We start from the raw sequence: 16945 nt of genomic DNA, 5'->3' as shown, positions 1-16945 counted from the left end.
CGCCCTCGGTGTTCCCGGCCTGACGTTGATGAACCGCTACATCAGCGGCGACAACATCCACACCGGCACCATCACCGATGGCAAGGAATGGGGCCGCGAATCGGAACTGGCCTACACCCTGCAAAGCGGGCCGTTGAAAAGCCTAAACGTCAAATGGCGCAACTCGACCATGCGTCGCGACTACAGCAACAACGAATTCGATGAAAACCGGATCATCATCAACTACCCGATTTCGTTGCTGTAAACCCGACCTCTGTGGGAGCGAGCCTGCTCGCGATTGCTATCTTTCAATCAGCCATAGGTTGACTGATCCACCGCTATCGCGAGCAGGCTCACTCCCACAAGGATTGCATTTCAGTCCGGAGGATTGGCGTTACTGCAACAGGGAATGACCCTCCGTCCATTTCGACCAAAGTCGCGTTGACAAGACCCGGATTGCCTAACAATATCTCAAGATGTCGTACGACAACCTACAACAAATTTTTACAACGACTGCGTGTCCAGGATTCCCATGACTACTACAACCACCCGCCTCCCATTTAATCGCCTGCTGCTGACCGGTGCCGCCGGTGGCCTGGGTAAAGTCCTGCGCGAAAGCCTGCGCCCTTACGCCAACGTCATTCGCCTGTCGGACATCGCGGCCATGGCCCCGGCTATCGATGATCGCGAAGAAGTCGTGCCGTGCGATCTGGCGGACAAGCAAGCCGTGCATCAATTGGTCGAAGGCGTGGACGCGATCCTGCACTTCGGCGGTGTGTCGGTTGAGCGCTCGTTCGAAGAGATTCTCGGCGCCAACATCTGTGGCGTATTCCACATCTATGAAGCCGCGCGCCGCCACGGTGTGAAGCGGGTGATCTTCGCCAGTTCCAACCACGTCATCGGTTTCTACAAGCAAGACCAAGTCATCGACGCCCACTCCCCTCACCAACCGGACAGCTATTACGGTTTGTCCAAGTCCTACGGTGAGGACATGGCGACGTTCTACTTCAATCGCTATGGCATCGAAACCGTCAGCGTGCGCATCGGTTCTTCGTTCCCGGAACCGCAAAACCGCCGGATGATGAGCACCTGGTTGAGCTTTGGCGACCTGACCCAACTGCTCGAACGCGCGCTGTACACCCCGAACGTCGGCCACACCATCGTGTACGGCATGTCCGACAACAAGGACATCTGGTGGGACAACCGTTACGCCACGGCCTTGGGTTACGCACCGCAGGACACCTCCGAAGTGTTCCGTGAAAAAGTCGAAGCCCAACCGATGCCTGCTGCTGATGATCCGGCTCGGGTCTACCAGGGCGGTGCCTTTTGCGCGGCCGGCCCGTTTGGTGATTGAAGCACTGCTTCTCGCTTGATCCCCACAACAAAAACCCAGGGAATGAGTTGCCATGTCCGCTGAACTGATTGTCGATGCCCGTAATGCTGTCGGTGAATGCCCGGTGTGGGTCCCCGAGGAAAACGCCCTGTACTGGGTGGATATTCCCGCCGGGGGCCTGCAACGCTGGAGCGCCGAAAACGGTCATGTCCACGCCTGGAAAACTCCAGAAATGTTGGCATGCATCGCCCGTCAGGCTGACGGCAGTTGGGTGGCCGGGATGGAAAGCGGGTTTTTCCAGTTGCATCCGCACAACGACGGCAGCCTCGACAGTCAAGTGCTGGCGAACGTCGACCACGCCCGAACCGACATGCGCCTGAACGATGGCCGTTGTGACCGTCAGGGACGTTTCTGGGCCAGCAGCATGGTGTTGAACATGGGCGCCAACATCGCCGAAGGCGCCCTTTACCGCTACAGCGCTAGTCAACGCGGGCCAGTCGAGGCACAACTGGGCGGGTTTATCGTCCCGAACGGTCTTGGGTTCAGCCCCGATGGCCGCACGATGTACCTGTCCGACTCTCATCCCCTGGTTCAGCAGATCTGGGCCTTTGACTACGACATCGACAGCGGCACGCCGACCAATCGGCGGCTGTTCGTCGACATGAATCAGTTCTGCGGTCGCCCCGACGGCGCCGCTGTGGATGCCGAGGGTTGCTACTGGATCTGCGCCAACGACGCCGGGCTGATCCACCGCTTCACCCCCGACGGTCGTCTGGACCGTTCCCTCACCGTACCAGTGAAAAAACCCACCATGTGCGCCTTCGGCGGCAGTCGACTGGACACGCTGTTCGTGACCTCGATCCGCCCCGGTGACGACCATGACGAGCAATCCCTGGCCGGTGGCGTGTTCGCGCTCAACCCCGGCGTCAAAGGATTACCGGAGCCTCTTTTCCACGTCTGACCATAACCACCTCTGCTGCATCGCTGTGCCTTTGACAAAAAAAACAATAAAACTGGAGACACCCCCATGGACTTCAAACGCACCTTGCTCGCCGCTGCACTCCCGCTCGCCTTCTCCCTGAGCAGCGCCGCTCACGCGCTGGAAATCAAGTTCGCCGACATCCACCCTGCGGGTTACCCGACAGTCGTGGCCGAGGAGCAACTGGGCAAAACCCTGGTGGCCGACAGCGACGGCAAACTGACCTTCAAGATGTTCGCCGGCGGAGTGCTGGGCTCGGAAAAGGAAGTGATCGAACAGGCACAGGTCGGCGCCATTCAGATGGCCCGGGTCAGCCTGGGGATCGTCGGCCCGGTGGTCCCGGACGTGAACGTGTTCAACATGCCGTTTGTGTTCCGTGATCAGGCGCACATGCGCAAAGTCATCGACGGTGACGTCGGCGACGCGATCCTCGACAAGATCACCAACTCGGAATTCAACCTGGTCGCCCTGGCCTGGATGGATGGCGGCACGCGCAATATCTACAGCAAAAAACCGGTGCGCAACCTCGCCGATCTCAAAGGTATGAAGATCCGCGTGCAAGGCAACCCGATGTTCATCGAGACCATCAATGCCATGGGCGGCAACGGCATCGCGATGGACACCGGCGAAATCTTCAGTGCCTTGCAGACTGGCGTGATCGACGGCGCGGAAAACAACCCGCCGACCCTGCTGGAACACAACCACTACCAGAACGCCAAGTACTACAGCCTGACCGGGCACCTGATACTGCCAGAACCCATCGTGATGTCGAAAATCACCTGGAACAAACTCACCCCCGAGCAGCAGGAGTTGGTGAAGAAAACCGCCAAAGCCGCCCAGGCGCATGAGCGCACCCTGTGGGACGCCAAATCGGCCAGCAGTGAAGAAAAACTCAAGGCCGCTGGCGTAGAGTTCATCACCGTCGACAGAAAACCTTTCTATGAGGCAACCGCCTCGATCCGCGAAAAATACGGCGCCCCTTATGCCGACCTGATCAAGCGTATCGAAGCCGTTCAGTAATCCTCCCTGCATTCAAGAAAGGCTCGGCGCCACTGACTGACATTGATGTCGGTCGGTGCGCGCCCGGTTACGGTAAAACTCGATGAAAAATCTGCTGTTGCGCATCAACGACAGGATTTACATGACCTGCATCTGGGTCGCGGGGCTGTCGGTGCTCGCCATTTCCCTGATGATTCCCTGGGGCGTGTTTGCCCGTTACGTCCTTGGCACCGGCTCCAGTTGGCCGGAGCCCACTGCGATTCTGCTGATGATGGTCTTCACCTTCATCGGTGCCGCGGCCAGTTATCGCGCCGGCGCGCACATGGCGGTGGCGATGATCACCGATCGCATGTCGCCCGAAATGAGCAAATACATGAGCGTGTTTTCCCAGCTGTTGATGGCCACCATTTGCCTGTTCATGGCCATCTGGGGCACCAAGCTTTGCCTGTCGACCTGGAACCAGTTCATGAGCGCCATTCCGACCCTGCGCGTAGGCATCACTTACATGCCGATCCCGATTGGCGGGGTGCTGACGTTGATCTTTGTGCTGGAAAAACTCTTGCTCGGGGACCAGAGCAACCGTCGGGTCGTGCGTTTCGACCTGGTTGAAGAAAATGAAGGTGCCGCATAAATGGACGCTCTGATTCTGCTGGGCAGCTTTATTGCTTTGATTCTGATCGGCATGCCGGTCGCCTACGCCCTGGGGCTTGCCGCCCTGATCGGCGCCTGGTGGATCGATATCCCGTTCCAGGCACTGATGATTCAAGTCGCCGGGGGCGTGAACAAATTCTCCTTGCTGGCGATTCCGTTCTTCGTCCTGGCCGGCGCGATCATGGCCGAGGGTGGCATGTCCCGCCGACTCGTGGCATTCGCCGGGGTGTTGGTCGGGTTCGTCCGTGGCGGCCTGTCACTGGTCAACATCATGGCCTCGACCTTCTTCGGCGCAATCTCCGGTTCTTCGGTGGCGGACACCGCCTCGGTCGGTTCGGTACTGATTCCGGAAATGGTGCGTGAAGGCTATCCACGGGAGTTCGCCACGGCGGTTACCGTCAGCGGCTCGGTGCAAGCCCTGCTGACCCCGCCGAGCCACAACTCGGTGCTCTACTCCCTGGCCGCTGGCGGTACGGTGTCGATTGCCTCGCTGTTCATGGCGGGCGTGGTGCCGGGTTTGCTGATGAGCGCGTGCCTGATGGTGCTGTGCCTGATTTTCGCCAGGAAACGTGACTACCCCAAGGGTAAAGTCATTCCGATGCGCGAAGCGTTGAAGATCTGCGGCGAAGCCATGTGGGGCCTGATGGCGATGGTCATCATCCTCGGTGGCATTCTGTCGGGTGTTTTCACCGCGACTGAATCGGCGGCGATCGCCGTGCTGTGGTCGTTCTTCGTCACCATGTTCATTTACCGCGACTACAAGTGGCGTGAACTGCCGAAATTGATGCACCGCACGGTGCGCACGATTTCGATCGTGATGATTCTGATCGGTTTTGCCGCCAGCTTCGGCTACATCATGACGCTGATGCAGATCCCGTCGAAGATCACCACGATGTTCCTGACCCTGTCGGACAACCGTTACGTGATCCTGATGTGCATCAACGTCATGCTGCTGTTGCTCGGCACCGTGATGGACATGGCGCCGCTGATTCTGATCCTGACACCGATTCTGATGCCGGTAATTCTGGGCATTGGCGTAGACCCGGTACAGTTCGGCATGATCATGCTGGTGAACCTGGGGATTGGATTGATCACACCGCCAGTGGGTGCGGTACTTTTTGTGGGGTCGGCAGTGGGCAAGGTCAGTATCGAAAAAACCGTGAAAGCGTTGCTGCCGTTCTACGGCGTACTGTTCCTGGTGCTGATGGCCGTGACCTACATTCCCGCGCTGTCGCTGTGGTTGCCGCATCTGGTCCTGTAACGCTTTTCTTCAGGAGCCCGGTTTTGCGGGCTCCTGAAGCAGGCATTCCACGCATTTCCTGCTGTCGATGGTGAACATGAAACCGACACTGATCGAACTCGAAGACGAACTGACCCACCTCACCCTTGCCCCCGAGATCGGTGGCAGCATCGTCAACTGGGCGGTTCTCAGCACCGGTCAACCGCTGCTACGCCACAATGATTCCCATGCACTGAACACCGGTCTGCCAGGCAAGCTCGGTTGCTATCCCCTGGCCCCGTGGTCCAACCGCATTGCCGAAGGTGGCTTCGATTGCCCCGATGGCTGGCTGGCCCTGACGCCCAACAGTCTCACCGATCCGCTGCCCATCCACGGCAGCGCCTGGCAACAACCGTGGCTGGTGGTGTCACAATCCGCCAACGAAGTGGTCCTGCAACTCGACAGCAGCACACCCTTCGCTTATCGCGCCCGGCAACGCTTCCAGTTGAACAAAGGGCAATTGAGCATCGAGCTGCAAGTCACCCACTTGGCCGAGCAAGCCGCATGGCATGGGCTCGGTTTGCACCCCTACTTTCCGCGCACCGCGAACACGCAGCTACAAGCCAGGGCCGAGCAAGTCTGGTTGTGCAATAGCTCAAAACTGCCGACCGGGTTGATCGAGCTGCCGGCCGACTGGGACTTTCATCAACTGGGCGCCCTACCCGCTTCACTGGTGGATAACGGCTTCTGTCACTGGGACGGCCATTGCCTGATCCAGCAACCCGACCTCGGTTATGCGCTGGAATGCCAGGCCACCGGCAGCGATTACTACCTGCTCTACTGCCCGGTCGATCTGGCGTTTTTCTGTATCGAACCGGTTAGCCACCCCGTCAACGCGCATCACTTGCCGGGTCGGCCGGGGTTGCAGTTGCTGGAGCAAGGTGAGTCGGTTGAACTCGGGTTCAGCCTGCAGTATCGCGCGCTCTGATAACGCCACTATCCGAGCATCTGACTCAGCACTGCGCGCAACTTGCCGGGCTTGACCGGCTTGTTCAGCAGCGGTGCGCCAAGTCTCTGCAATGAGCGTCGGCATTGATCAGTGCGGTCCGCCGTGATGATCACCGCCGGGATGACCTGGCTGTAATGCTCACGCAAATGCCTGACCACATCGCAGCCCACCACACCGTGATCGAGGTGATAGTCCGCCAGAATCAGTTCCGGTGCGTGCCCGCGCAGGGCCGCCAGCGCGGAGGATTCATCCGTGGCCGTGACCACCTCGCACCCCCACTGTTCCAGCAGCGCGCTCATGCTCTCGAGAATGCTCACCTCGTTGTCCAGCACCAGCAAACGTCGGCCTGGCAAGGGATTACCGGTGCTCAACAGAGGCGCGGCCTGACTGATAGGCAGCGGCACCTCATGGGATATCGGTACGTCGATGCTGAACATCGAGCCTCGCCCCGGCAAGGACTGCACCCGAATTTGATAACCCAGGATCTTGGCGATGCGCTCAACGATGGCCAGTCCCAGGCCCACGCCTTTGCGGTCGGCGGCACGTCCGACGTCGAGCTGGTTGAACTCCAGGAAAATCGAATCCAGCCGGTCCGCAGCGATGCCGCGCCCGGTGTCCCAGACTTCCAGGCGCAACACCTCGCCGCGCCGTCTTGCCGCCAGCAGGATGCTGCCCTCGTCCGTGTAGCGACAGGCGTTGCTGAGGAAGTTACGCAGGATCCGCGTCATCAGGCGCAAGTCGGTGCTGATGGCGTAATCGCCCACATGCACGCGCAGGTTCAACCCCGCCGCTTCGGCGACTGACTGAAACTCCGACACCAGCGGGCCGAGCAATTCGTCGAGACGATAGAGGGCAACGTCTGGCTTGACCGCCGCCTGATCGAGCCGGGAAATATCCAGCAGGTCAGTGAGCAGGTCTTCCGCTCCTTCCAGTGCCTGATGAGTGCGTTCGACCAAAACCTGCTCAACGTCAGGCAGTTTTCGTTCACGCAATGTCGAGATCAGCAAGCGCGCAGCGTTAAGCGGTTGCAGCAGGTCGTGACTGGCGGCGGCGAGGTATTTGTCCTTGCTGCGATTGGCGGCCTCAGCGGCGTCGCGGGCATCGCGCAAGGCTTCGGCGATCTGTTTACGCTGGGTAATCTGCTGTTGCAGGTTACGGTTGGCTTCCAGCAGTTCATCGGTGCGCGCGGTGACCCGCTGCTCCAGTTCATCGTTGAGCTGTAGCAGACGTTGCTGGGCCAGCTTGCGTTCGGTGATGTCGGCGACAAACCCCTCCACCAGGCCTTCCTGATCAGGCTTGAGCAACAGGTTCATCAACACATCGAGGCTGCTGCCGTCCTTACGCCGCAACTGGGTTTCATAACCGTGCAGGCTGCGTTGATGCTTGAGGATTTCGCCGATTTTTTCCAGCTCGGCCGCCCCGCCGACAAACAGGTTGCTCGCCAGATCAGCCAGCGAAAACAGCACCTCCTGCGGATCCTGATAACCGAGCATGTGCGCCAACGCCGGGTTGGCGGCCCGCATGCCTTCTTGCAGGCTGGCCTGGAAAATCCCCTGGACCGCGTTTTCGAACAGCCACTTGTAGCGATTGCGTTCGGCTTCCAGTTCGTCGAGTCGCGCGGCCAGTTCCGGGTAATGACTCTTGCGCGCCGAATGGCTGCCTAACCCGAGTAGCCCCGCCAGTGCCCGTTGCTGATCGTCAGAGGGCTTCGCCATAGACGACCTCGACATCACGCTGACTGGATTCACGCGGATTGGTCAGGATGCACGGGTCGTGCATGGCGTGTTGCGACAGGAACGGAATGTCCGCCGTGCTGACCCCATGCAAACCGAGGGTCTCATGGAAGCCGATGGCGTGTTTGAGGGCGATCAAATGCTCGACCAGCCGCCCGCAAATCTGTCGGTGGTTCAGGCCACGGCAATCGATGCCGAATGTCTCGGCGATCACTTTGAAGCGATCCGGCGCCGAGCTGTAATTGAACGCCACCACGTGTTCCACCAGCACCGCGTTGCACAAGCCATGGGGCAGATCGAGAAACCCGCCCAGACTGTGGGACATCGCGTGCACCGCGCCGAGGATCGCGTTGGAAAAGGCGAGACCGGCCTGCATGCTGCCAAGCATGATCTTCTCGCGCAGGGCGATGTCCGTCGGGTTGGCGATCATTTGCACCAGGTTGCCGTTGATCAACCGCATCGCTTCCAGTGCGTGCGGATCGGTCAGCGGCCCGTGGCCCGTGGAGACAAAGGCCTCGATGGCATGCACCAACGCGTCGATCCCGGTACAGGCCGACAGGAACGGGTCCATGCTCAGGGTCGTTTCCGGGTCGATCAATGACACGTCCGGCACCACCGCTTTGCTGACGATGGAGAACTTCATGCGCTCTTGCTGGTTGGAAATGATCACGAACTGCGAAACATCGGCCGAGGTGCCGGCCGTGGTCGGAATCAGGATCAGTGGCGGGCTGGGCACGCGGATGGTGTCCACGCCTTCGAATTCGAGAATGCTGCGTCCGTGAGCAACGACAATGCCGATGCCTTTGCCGCAGTCCATCGGGCTGCCGCCGCCGACGGCGACGATTACATCGCAATGGTTTTCCCGGTACAGCTCGGCGCCGAGCATGACTTCTTCGACCCGCGGGTTAGGCGAGACATCGCTGTAAAGGAAGTAGTCGATACCCAAGGCTTGCAGGCTGGCCTCGACATCGGCGACCCAACCGGCGGCAATCACCCCGGGGTCACTGACGACCAGGACTTTGCGGGCGCCAAAGGTCTTGGCGTAATTGCCGACGTTGTGCCGGCAGCCGGCACCAAAAATGATTTCAGGCGACACGAATTTACGCAGTTGGCTGAGACTCTGGCTCATTGGAAAGCCTGTTTTTATTGTTTTGGAAGGTAGGAACCACACTAAACCATCCAACCGTGAATGCAATCAGACCAAAGAACACTGTGGGAGCCATCGGGTGATTCGCAAGGAGGCGGCCCTGCAGCTGGCGCAGCCTGCGTCCCATTGCGCAGCAGTCGTGATACCTGAATGCGCGTTCTTAGTGATACACCACATCGCTTGGTTGGGCGACTGCTTCGCAGCCGGACGCAGCCTCGCGCTGCTCGACAGCTGCTACAAATCCCCTCAACCAGTTCTGACTCACCACCCGCCCCGTAGCAGCTGAGGAGCAACGCGAGGCTGCGTCTGGGATTTGTCTGACAAAACGCGATTGCCTGGTGAGGTTTAAGACAGTATCTACAAAGTCCGTGCCACCGCTATCGCGAGCAGGCTCGTCCCACAAAGGATCGGTGTATGGCGACTATCCACGGTAGATCAGCTGCGAAGCCTTTTCGTTGCGCAACGTCAGGTGTTCCATGCCCTGCCCCGGCGTTTCGGCTTCTTCGCGGGCCTTGAGGATCACGCCGTGATGCGGTGACTTGCTGCACACCGGGTCGGCATTGGCGGCATCGCCGGTGAGCATGAACGCCTGGCAGCGGCAGCCGCCCAGGTCCTTGTGCTTTTCATCGCACGAGCGGCACGGTTCCTTCATCCAGTCATCACCGCGAAAACGGTTGAAGCCAAACGAGTCCGTCCAGATGTGCTCGACACTGTGCTCGCGCACGTTGGGAAACTGCACCGGCAACTGTCGGGCGCTGTGACAAGGCAGTGCGGTGCCGTCCGGGGTGATGTCGAGAAACAGATTGGCCCAGCCGTTCATGCAGGTTTTGGGGCGTTCCTCGTAGTAATCCGGGGTGACGAAGATCAACTTGCACGGATGGCCCTGGGCCTCAAGCCGCGCGCGATATTGGTTGGTGATGCGCTCGGCCCGTTGCAGTTGTTCGCGGGTGGGCAGCAGGCCGACGCGATTGAGTTCGGCCCAGCCGTAGAACTGACACGTGGCCAATTCGACAAAATCCGCTTCCAGTTCCAGGCACAGGTCGATGATCTGCCCGATCTGGTCGATGTTGTGCCGATGGGTCACGAAGTTCAGCACCATGGGGTAGCCCTGGGCTTTCACCGCACGGGCCATGGCCAGTTTCTGGGCGAAGGCCTTGCGGGAGCCAGCGAGCATGTTGTTGACCGCTTCGTCGGCCGCCTGAAAGCTGATCTGGATATGGTCCAGCCCGGCCACTTTGAAATCGCGGACTTTCTGCTCGGTCAGGCCGATGCCCGAGGTGATCAGGTTGGTGTAGTAGCCCATGTCGCGCGCGGCTTTGATCAGTTCGACCAAGTCCTGTCGCACCAATGGCTCGCCACCGGAAAAACCCAACTGCGCCGCACCCATCTCCCGGGCCTCGCGAAACACCCGAATCCACTCCTCAGTGCTCAGCTCCTCGCCGTGCCTGGCAAAGTCCAGCGGGTTGGAGCAATACGGGCATTGCAGCGGGCACCGGTAGGTCAGCTCCGCCAACAGCCACAGTGGTGGACCTATAGAGGCATCATTCGATCCAGAATTGAGCATGGGCCACCTCCAGAAACGTCAGCACATCCTCGTCGATCCCCGGCACCCCGGGAAAATTCGCGGCCAGTTGCTCAATGATCGCCGCGACGCTGCGCTGACCGTCCACCAGACCGAGAATCTGTCCGGCACTGGCGTTGAGTTTGATCATGCCTTCGGGGTAAAGCAGCACGTGACACTCCTGGCGGGGTTCCCATTGCAAACGAAAACCCTGGCGCAACGACGGCAATAGCTCGCGATTGATCAGGCTCACAGGGCAATCCCCCGGTGCCAGACGTTTTCGGTGGTGACGGTGTGATACGGCGGGCGTTCCAGCTCGTAGGCCATGCTCATGGCGTCAAGCATGCTCCACAGCACGTCGAGTTTGAATTGCAGGATGTCCAGCATGCGTTGCTGCGCCGGGAGCGTGACATAGTGCGTCAACGTGATACGCAAGCCGTGCTCCACGTCGCGCCGGGCCTGGCTCAGGCGGTTGCGAAAATAGTCGTAGCCGGCCACGTCGATCCACGGGTAATGGGTGGGCCAGGCGTCGAGCCGGGACTGGTGGATCTGAGGGGCGAACAGTTCGGTCAGTGAACTGCTCGCCGCTTCTTGCCAGCAGGCGCGACGGGCGAAATTGACATAGGCATCCACGGCGAAGCGCACGCCGGGCAACACCAATTCCTGGGACAGGATCTGCTCGCGATCCAGCCCCACCGCTTCGCCCAGACGCAGCCAGGCTTCGATGCCGCCCTCACTGCCGGGCACGCCGTCGTGGTCGAGAATCCGTTGCAGCCACTCACGACGCACCTCGCGGTCCGGGCAGTTGGCAAGGATGGCGGCATCCTTGAGTGGAATGTTCACCTGGTAATAGAAGCGGTTGGCGACCCAGCCCTGAATCTGCTCACGAGTCGCCCGGCCGGCGTACATGGCTTGGTGGTACGGGTGATGGATGTGGTAGTAGGCGCCTTTGGCGCGCAGGGCGGCTTCGAATTCGGTGGGGGTCATGGGTCTGTCAGTCATTTTTATTTTCCTTCGAGTTCTGCGGTGCCCGGGCTGTTCTCATCGCGAGCAGGCTCGCTCCCACAAGGTTCGAGGTGATGGAACCATTGCCTATAGCTCAATACTCATGCCGTCATAAGCCACTTCGATCCCGCGCCGTTCCAGCAAGGCACGTTCGGCCGAGTCTTCGTCGAGGATCGGGTTGGTGTTGTTGATGTGGATCAGCACCTTGCGCTGGCGGGTAAAGCCTTCCAGCACCTCAAGCATGCCGCCGGGGCCGCTTTGGGACAGATGCCCCATTTCACTGCCCAGGCTCTGGCCGACTTCGCAGACGCGCATTTCGTCGTCACGCCACAAGGTGCCGTCCAGCAGCAGACAATCGGCACGCTGCATCCAGCTCAACACTTCATCATCGACTTGCCCCAGCCCCGGTGCGTAAAACAGTGATGCGCCGCTGCGCCGGTCTTCAACGAACAAACCAATGGTGTCACCCGGTTGCGGATTGCCGCGATTGGGCGAGTACGGCGGTGCATTGCTCACCAGGGGAATCGCACGCCAGCGCAAGTGCTGGCAGGCAGGAATGCTGAATGGCTGGCGATCCAGACCGATCGGTTGCCACTGCAACCCGCCGTTCCAGTGGCGCAGCATGTTGAACAGCGGGAAGCCACTGCTCAGGTCCTGGTGAACCCGTTCGGTGCACCAGACGGCATGCGGACACCCTTCACGCAGGCTCAGCAAGCCGGTGCAGTGATCGATCTGGCTGTCCAGCAGCACGACGCCGGCGATGGCACTGTCACGCAACTGGCGAGCCGGTTGCAACAGCGGAAAACTGGCGAGCTGCGCGCGAATGTCCGGTGACGCATTGCACAGCACCCAATCCACACCGTTGTCGCTCAGGGCAATCGAGGACTGCGTGCGCGGTTGCGCCCGCAGGCTGGCATTGCGCATCCCGGCGCACTGGTAGCAGTTGCAATTCCACTGCGGGAAACCGCCACCAGCGGCGGAGCCGAGAACGCGGATGTGCATGGGTAAGGCTCCAAAGGCAGGCCCGGCCAACACAACAGCTGGCCGGGTGAGCAATCAACGGTTGGCGAAATACATCGTCACTTCGAAGCCAATGCGCAGATCGGTAAACGCGGGTTTAGTCCACATGGGTCAATCCTCTTCTTGTGCCGGGCGATTCCGGTAAAGCCATTAATGCACGGGGCGTCGAGTGCCCGAATGCTACTTTCGAAGGAGATGGCGGGGTGCGTTGGTAGGGGGTGTTGCGCGATCTTCAAGTGCACCCAAAACCAATGTGGGAGCGAGCCTGCTCGCGATAGCGGTCCATCAGTCAACAGTGTTGTTGAATGTGAAACCGTCATCGCGAGCAGGCTCGCTCCCACAGGTTTTTCAGTGATCTGGAAGGGTTAGAAGAACCCCAGCGGATTGATGTCGTAGCTGACCAGCAGGTTTTTGGTCTGCTGGTAGTGATCAAGCATCATCTTGTGGTTTTCCCGACCGACGCCGGACTTCTTGTAGCCACCGAACGCCGCGTGTGCCGGGTACAGGTGATAGCAGTTGGTCCACACGCGCCCGGCCTTGATCGCCCGGCCCATGCGGTACGCACGGTTGATGTCGCGGGTCCAGAGGCCGGCACCGAGGCCGAACTCGCTGTCGTTGGCAATCGCCAACGCTTCGGCTTCGTCCTTGAAGGTGGTGACACCCACCACCGGGCCGAAGATTTCTTCCTGGAACACGCGCATCTTGTTGTGCCCCTTGAGCAGCGTCGGCTGGATGTAATAGCCGCTGGACAAGTCACCTTCAAGACGCTCGGCGGCGCCACCGGTGAGCAGTTCAGCGCCCTCCTCCTGAGCGATTTTCAGGTACGAGAGGATCTTGTCGTATTGCTGCTCGGACGCCTGGGCGCCGACCATGGTTTCGGTGTCCAGCGGGTTGCCGCGCTTGATCTTGACGATCTTTTTCATCACCTCGGCCATGAACGGTTCGTAGATCGATTCTTGCACCAGCGCCCGCGACGGGCAGGTACACACTTCGCCCTGGTTGAAGAACGCCAGCACCAGACCTTCGGCGGCTTTCTCGATGAACTGCGGCTCGGCGTTCATGATGTCTTCGAAGAAGATGTTCGGCGACTTGCCGCCCAGCTCGACCGTGCTTGGAATGATGTTCTCGGCAGCGCAGTGCATGATGTGCGCGCCCACCGGGGTCGAGCCGGTGAAGGCGATCTTGGCGATGCGCTTGCTGGTAGCCAGCGCTTCGCCGGCTTCACGACCGAAGCCTTGGACGATGTTCAATACGCCCGCTGGCAGCAGATCGGCAATCAGCTCGGCGAACACCATGATCGACAGCGGTGTCTGCTCGGCCGGTTTGAGCACGATGCAGTTGCCGGCAGCCAGCGCCGGGGCGAGCTTCCAGGCGGCCATTAGCAGCGGAAAATTCCACGGAATGATTTGCCCGACCACGCCCAGAGGCTCATGAAAGTGATAGGCGGTGGTCAGCTCGTTGATCTCGGCAGCGCCGCCTTCCTGGGCGCGAATGCACCCGGCGAAATAACGGAAATGGTCGGCGGCCAATGGCACGTCGGCGTTCAGGGTTTCGCGCACGGCCTTGCCGTTGTCCCAGGTTTCGGTGACCGCGAGGATTTCCAGGTTTTGCTCGATACGATCGGCGATTTTCAGCAGCACCAGCGAGCGGTCCTGGGCCGAGGTCTTGCCCCAGGCATCCGCAGCGGCGTGTGCGGCGTCGAGGGCCTTTTCGATGTCGGCGGCGCTGGAGCGTGGAAACTCGGCAATCACTTCACCGGTGACCGGCGAGGTGTTGGTGAAGTATTCGCCATTGACCGGCGCGACAAACTCGCCGCCGATGAAGTTGCCGTAGCGCGGTTTGAAGGAAACAACGGCGCCTGGGGTTCCGGGTTGTGCGTAGATCATGGTGAGCCTCTGTCTGGGTCGATGCCTGCCGTACCGACAGGCGATGAATCGATACGTTATTTGGTAGTAGGTTTCACACAAGTCCCCTTGTGGGAGCGAGCCTGCTCGCGAAGGCGGAGTGTCAGTCACCAATGTGTTGAATGTGACGCCGCTTTCGCGAGCAGGCTCGCTCCCACAGGGGATGTGCAGCGGACTCAGGGTCAGTGCTTGGCAACGAGATCTTTGGGCAGCTTGAAGGTCCAGAGCATGCCGCCCTGGTTGAAGTCCTTCACGCGCTTGGCCACTTCCCCGCCCCACAACGGTACGGCGCCGCCCCAGCCGGAGAGGACGGACACGTATTGTTCGCCGTCCATTTCCCAGGTCACGGGTGAGCCGAGTACGCCGGAACCGGTCTGGAACTCCCAGACTTTCTCGCCGGTCTTGGCGTTGAACGCCTGGAGGAAACCTTCCGGCGTGCCGGTGAACACCAGATTGCCCTTGGTGGTCAGCACCCCGCCCCACAGCGGCGCGTAGTTCTTGTGGCGCCAGACTTCCTTGCCGGTTTTCGGGTCAATGGCGCGCAGCACGCCGATGTAGTCTTCATTCAACGGCTTGATGGTGAAACCGGCCCCGAGGAATGCCGCGCCTTTTTTGTAGGCGATGCCTTCGTTCCAGATGTCCATGCCCCACTCGTTGGACGGCACGTAAAACAGCCCGGTGTCGCGGTTGTAGGCCATCGGCATCCAGTTTTTCGCGCCAAGGAACGCAGGCGCTACGAAGACCGAACTGCCTTTGGGGTCAGCGCCCGGGGCGCCGGGGCGGCTGGCTTCGTTGTAGATTGGCCGGCCCTCTTTATCCAGGCCGGTGGCCCAGGTGATCTTGTCCACGAACGGGAAACCACGGATGAACTTGCCGTTGGTACGGTCCAGCACATAGAAGAAACCGTTACGGTCCGCCGTGGCCGCCGCTTTGATTTCCTTGCCGCCCTCGGTGTAGTTGAAGGACACCAGCTCGTTGACGCCGTCATAGTCCCAACCGTCGTGGGGCGTGCTCTGAAAGTGCCATTTGATGGTGCCGTCGTCCGGGTTGAGCGCCAGACGCGACGACGAGTAGAGGTTATCGCCAGGACGCAAATGCGAGTTCCACGGTGCTGGGTTGCCGGTGCCGAACAGCAGCAGATTGGTTTCCGGGTCGTAGTAACCGCCGAGCCAGGGCGCGGCACCGCCGGTCTTCCACAGGTCACCCGGCCAGGTCTTGCCGGCTTCACCGCCGGAGATGCCGTTTTCGATGGCCTTGCCGTCCTTGTAGATGTAGCCCATGTGGCCTTCGACGGTCGGCCGGACCCACAACAGCTCGCCATTTTTAGGGTCGTACGCCGCGATCTTACCCACCACACCGAATTCGCCACCGGCCACGCCGGTAATCAGTTTGCCGTTGATCACCAGAGGTGCGGCACTAATGGAGTAGCCTTCCTTGTGGTCGGCCACCTTCTTGCTCCACACCACTTTGCCGGTGTCCTTGTTCAGAGCCACCAGCTTGGCGTCGAGGGTGCCAAAGATCACCAGGTCGCCATACAGCGCCACGCCACGGTTGATCACGTCGCAGCACGGACGGATGTCATCCGGCAGGCGCGCATCGTATTGCCAGAGTTTCTTGCCGGTGCGCGCATCCACCGCGAACACCCGCGAGTAGGAACCGGTCATGTACATCACGCCGTCCTTGACCATCGGCTGTGCTTGCTGGCCACGCTGTTTTTCGCCGCCGAAGGAGAATGCCCAGACGGGCCGCATCTCCTTCACGTTGTCGACGTTGAGAATATCCAGCGGGCTGTAGCGCTGCCCCTGGACGCCGAGGCCGTTGGTGACGACTTGCTCCGGATTTTTCGGGTCCTGGAGAATGTCCTGGTCGGAAACGGCGGCCCATGCCTGGCCGGACAACAGCATGGCACTGAGCAGCAGGCTCAAGACGAAGGGCTGGCGACGTGCGGGTTGGGTCATGACGGCTACCTCTGCGGATTTTTGTTATTCGCGGGAACATTTCCCGGCGTAGTGCAGATTCTTGGGCGCCGCCGCCCCGACAACAATTACCCGCAATATGGAGATTCCTAATCCCTTAGTAGCGGTTTGCATGAGTTCAAGCGTCACTTGGCCGCGCCGGAATCAACCCGGGTCATCTGCCCACGCTCGTAACGCGGGTACAAATGACTGACGCTGCGGATCAATTCATACCGGCTCAGATTGATCCTGGCGAAACGTTCAGGGATGGGGCTGCGGATCATCTCGGCCATGTCGCTGCCGCTGGCCGCGCCCTCTTGCAGCAGCTGGTCGAGCCAGGTCAGGTAGTCGCGCATTTGTTCGAAGGGTTGTGGGTCGCTGGCCACCGGACCGTGACCAGGCACGATCAGCGTCCAGGCCAAGCCCTGCAGAGTGGCGGTGTCCGCCAGCC

The 16945-nt window shown here is 60.3% G+C and carries 16 protein-coding genes and 1 pseudogene; 7 read left to right on the top strand and 10 right to left on the bottom strand.

Annotated elements, in window-relative coordinates:
- From PMI22_RS01000 to PMI22_RS01030, 7 genes are all read left to right on the top strand, one after another.
- A partial coding sequence (locus PMI22_RS01000) for an OprD family outer membrane porin (RefSeq protein WP_007949315.1) occupies nucleotides 1-244 on the top strand: 244 nt, incomplete at its 5' end.
- Between the two features lie 267 nt (nucleotides 245-511).
- The gene (locus PMI22_RS01005; protein WP_007949314.1) at nucleotides 512-1333 is read left to right on the top strand and encodes an NAD-dependent epimerase/dehydratase family protein; all 822 of its coding nucleotides are present in this window, start codon (nucleotides 512-514) and stop codon (nucleotides 1331-1333) included.
- Between the two features lie 52 nt (nucleotides 1334-1385).
- Nucleotides 1386-2273 (top strand): SMP-30/gluconolactonase/LRE family protein, encoded by an 888-nt coding sequence (locus PMI22_RS01010; RefSeq protein ID WP_007949311.1) that lies wholly within the window; start codon nucleotides 1386-1388, stop codon nucleotides 2271-2273.
- A gap of 66 nt (nucleotides 2274-2339) precedes the next feature.
- Nucleotides 2340-3311, top strand: a complete 972-nt coding sequence (locus PMI22_RS01015; protein WP_007949310.1) for a TRAP transporter substrate-binding protein — start codon at nucleotides 2340-2342, stop codon at nucleotides 3309-3311.
- Between the two features lie 82 nt (nucleotides 3312-3393).
- Entirely contained in the window at nucleotides 3394-3921 is a 528-nt protein-coding gene (locus PMI22_RS01020; protein WP_033049793.1) for a TRAP transporter small permease, read from the top strand.
- The gene (locus PMI22_RS01025) at nucleotides 3922-5202 is read left to right on the top strand and encodes a TRAP transporter large permease (RefSeq protein WP_007949308.1); all 1281 of its coding nucleotides are present in this window, start codon (nucleotides 3922-3924) and stop codon (nucleotides 5200-5202) included.
- Between the two features lie 76 nt (nucleotides 5203-5278).
- Nucleotides 5279-6148: an aldose 1-epimerase gene (locus PMI22_RS01030; RefSeq protein WP_033049796.1), complete on the top strand. Its 870-nt coding sequence runs from the start codon at nucleotides 5279-5281 to the stop codon at nucleotides 6146-6148.
- Nucleotides 6149-6156: 8 nt separating this feature from the next.
- On the opposite strand, the gene PMI22_RS01035 is transcribed toward PMI22_RS01030, so the two are convergent.
- The 10 genes and pseudogenes from PMI22_RS01035 to PMI22_RS01075 form a co-directional block, all read right to left on the bottom strand.
- Nucleotides 6157-7884 carry a PAS domain-containing hybrid sensor histidine kinase/response regulator gene (locus PMI22_RS01035; protein WP_007949306.1) on the bottom strand — a complete coding sequence of 576 codons (1728 nt, stop codon included), beginning with the start codon at nucleotides 7882-7884 and terminating at the stop codon, nucleotides 6157-6159.
- Nucleotides 7868-9031, bottom strand: coding sequence for an alcohol dehydrogenase-like regulatory protein ErcA (gene ercA / locus PMI22_RS01040; protein ID WP_007949305.1), 1164 nt, complete (start codon nucleotides 9029-9031; stop codon nucleotides 7868-7870). Before ercA ends, PMI22_RS01035 begins: the two co-directional genes overlap by 17 nt.
- Nucleotides 9032-9470: 439 nt before the next feature.
- Nucleotides 9471-10613, bottom strand: a complete 1143-nt coding sequence (gene pqqE, locus PMI22_RS01045; RefSeq protein ID WP_007949303.1) for a pyrroloquinoline quinone biosynthesis protein PqqE — start codon at nucleotides 10611-10613, stop codon at nucleotides 9471-9473.
- A complete protein-coding gene (pqqD, locus tag PMI22_RS01050; protein ID WP_007949302.1) occupies nucleotides 10591-10863 on the bottom strand; it encodes a pyrroloquinoline quinone biosynthesis peptide chaperone PqqD in 273 nt (90 codons plus the stop codon). The genes pqqE and pqqD overlap by 23 nt, the downstream gene beginning before the upstream one ends.
- A complete protein-coding gene (pqqC, locus tag PMI22_RS01055; RefSeq protein WP_007949300.1) occupies nucleotides 10860-11612 on the bottom strand; it encodes a pyrroloquinoline-quinone synthase PqqC in 753 nt (250 codons plus the stop codon). Before pqqC ends, pqqD begins: the two co-directional genes overlap by 4 nt.
- Nucleotides 11613-11702: 90 nt before the next feature.
- On the bottom strand, nucleotides 11703-12617 hold the full coding sequence (gene pqqB, locus PMI22_RS01060; RefSeq protein WP_007949299.1) for a pyrroloquinoline quinone biosynthesis protein PqqB: 915 nt from the start codon (nucleotides 12615-12617) through the stop codon (nucleotides 11703-11705).
- Nucleotides 12618-12671: 54 nt separating this feature from the next.
- Complete coding sequence (gene pqqA / locus PMI22_RS31025; protein WP_003253598.1) at nucleotides 12672-12743, bottom strand: pyrroloquinoline quinone precursor peptide PqqA; 72 nt, start codon at nucleotides 12741-12743, stop codon at nucleotides 12672-12674.
- 257 nt (nucleotides 12744-13000) lie between these two features.
- Nucleotides 13001-14521, bottom strand: a complete 1521-nt coding sequence (gene exaC / locus PMI22_RS01065) for an acetaldehyde dehydrogenase ExaC (RefSeq protein WP_007949298.1) — start codon at nucleotides 14519-14521, stop codon at nucleotides 13001-13003.
- A gap of 200 nt (nucleotides 14522-14721) precedes the next feature.
- The gene (locus PMI22_RS01070; RefSeq protein WP_007949297.1) at nucleotides 14722-16497 is read right to left on the bottom strand and encodes a PQQ-dependent methanol/ethanol family dehydrogenase; all 1776 of its coding nucleotides are present in this window, start codon (nucleotides 16495-16497) and stop codon (nucleotides 14722-14724) included.
- A 143-nt stretch (nucleotides 16498-16640) separates the two neighbouring features.
- Nucleotides 16641-16945 (bottom strand): annotated as a pseudogene (locus tag PMI22_RS01075) (MBL fold metallo-hydrolase); the annotation flags it as partial.

The organism is Pseudomonas sp. GM21, assembly GCF_000282215.1.
Taxonomy (GTDB): Bacteria; Pseudomonadota; Gammaproteobacteria; order Pseudomonadales; family Pseudomonadaceae; genus Aquipseudomonas.
This window is presented reverse-complemented; position numbering and strand designations above follow the sequence as displayed.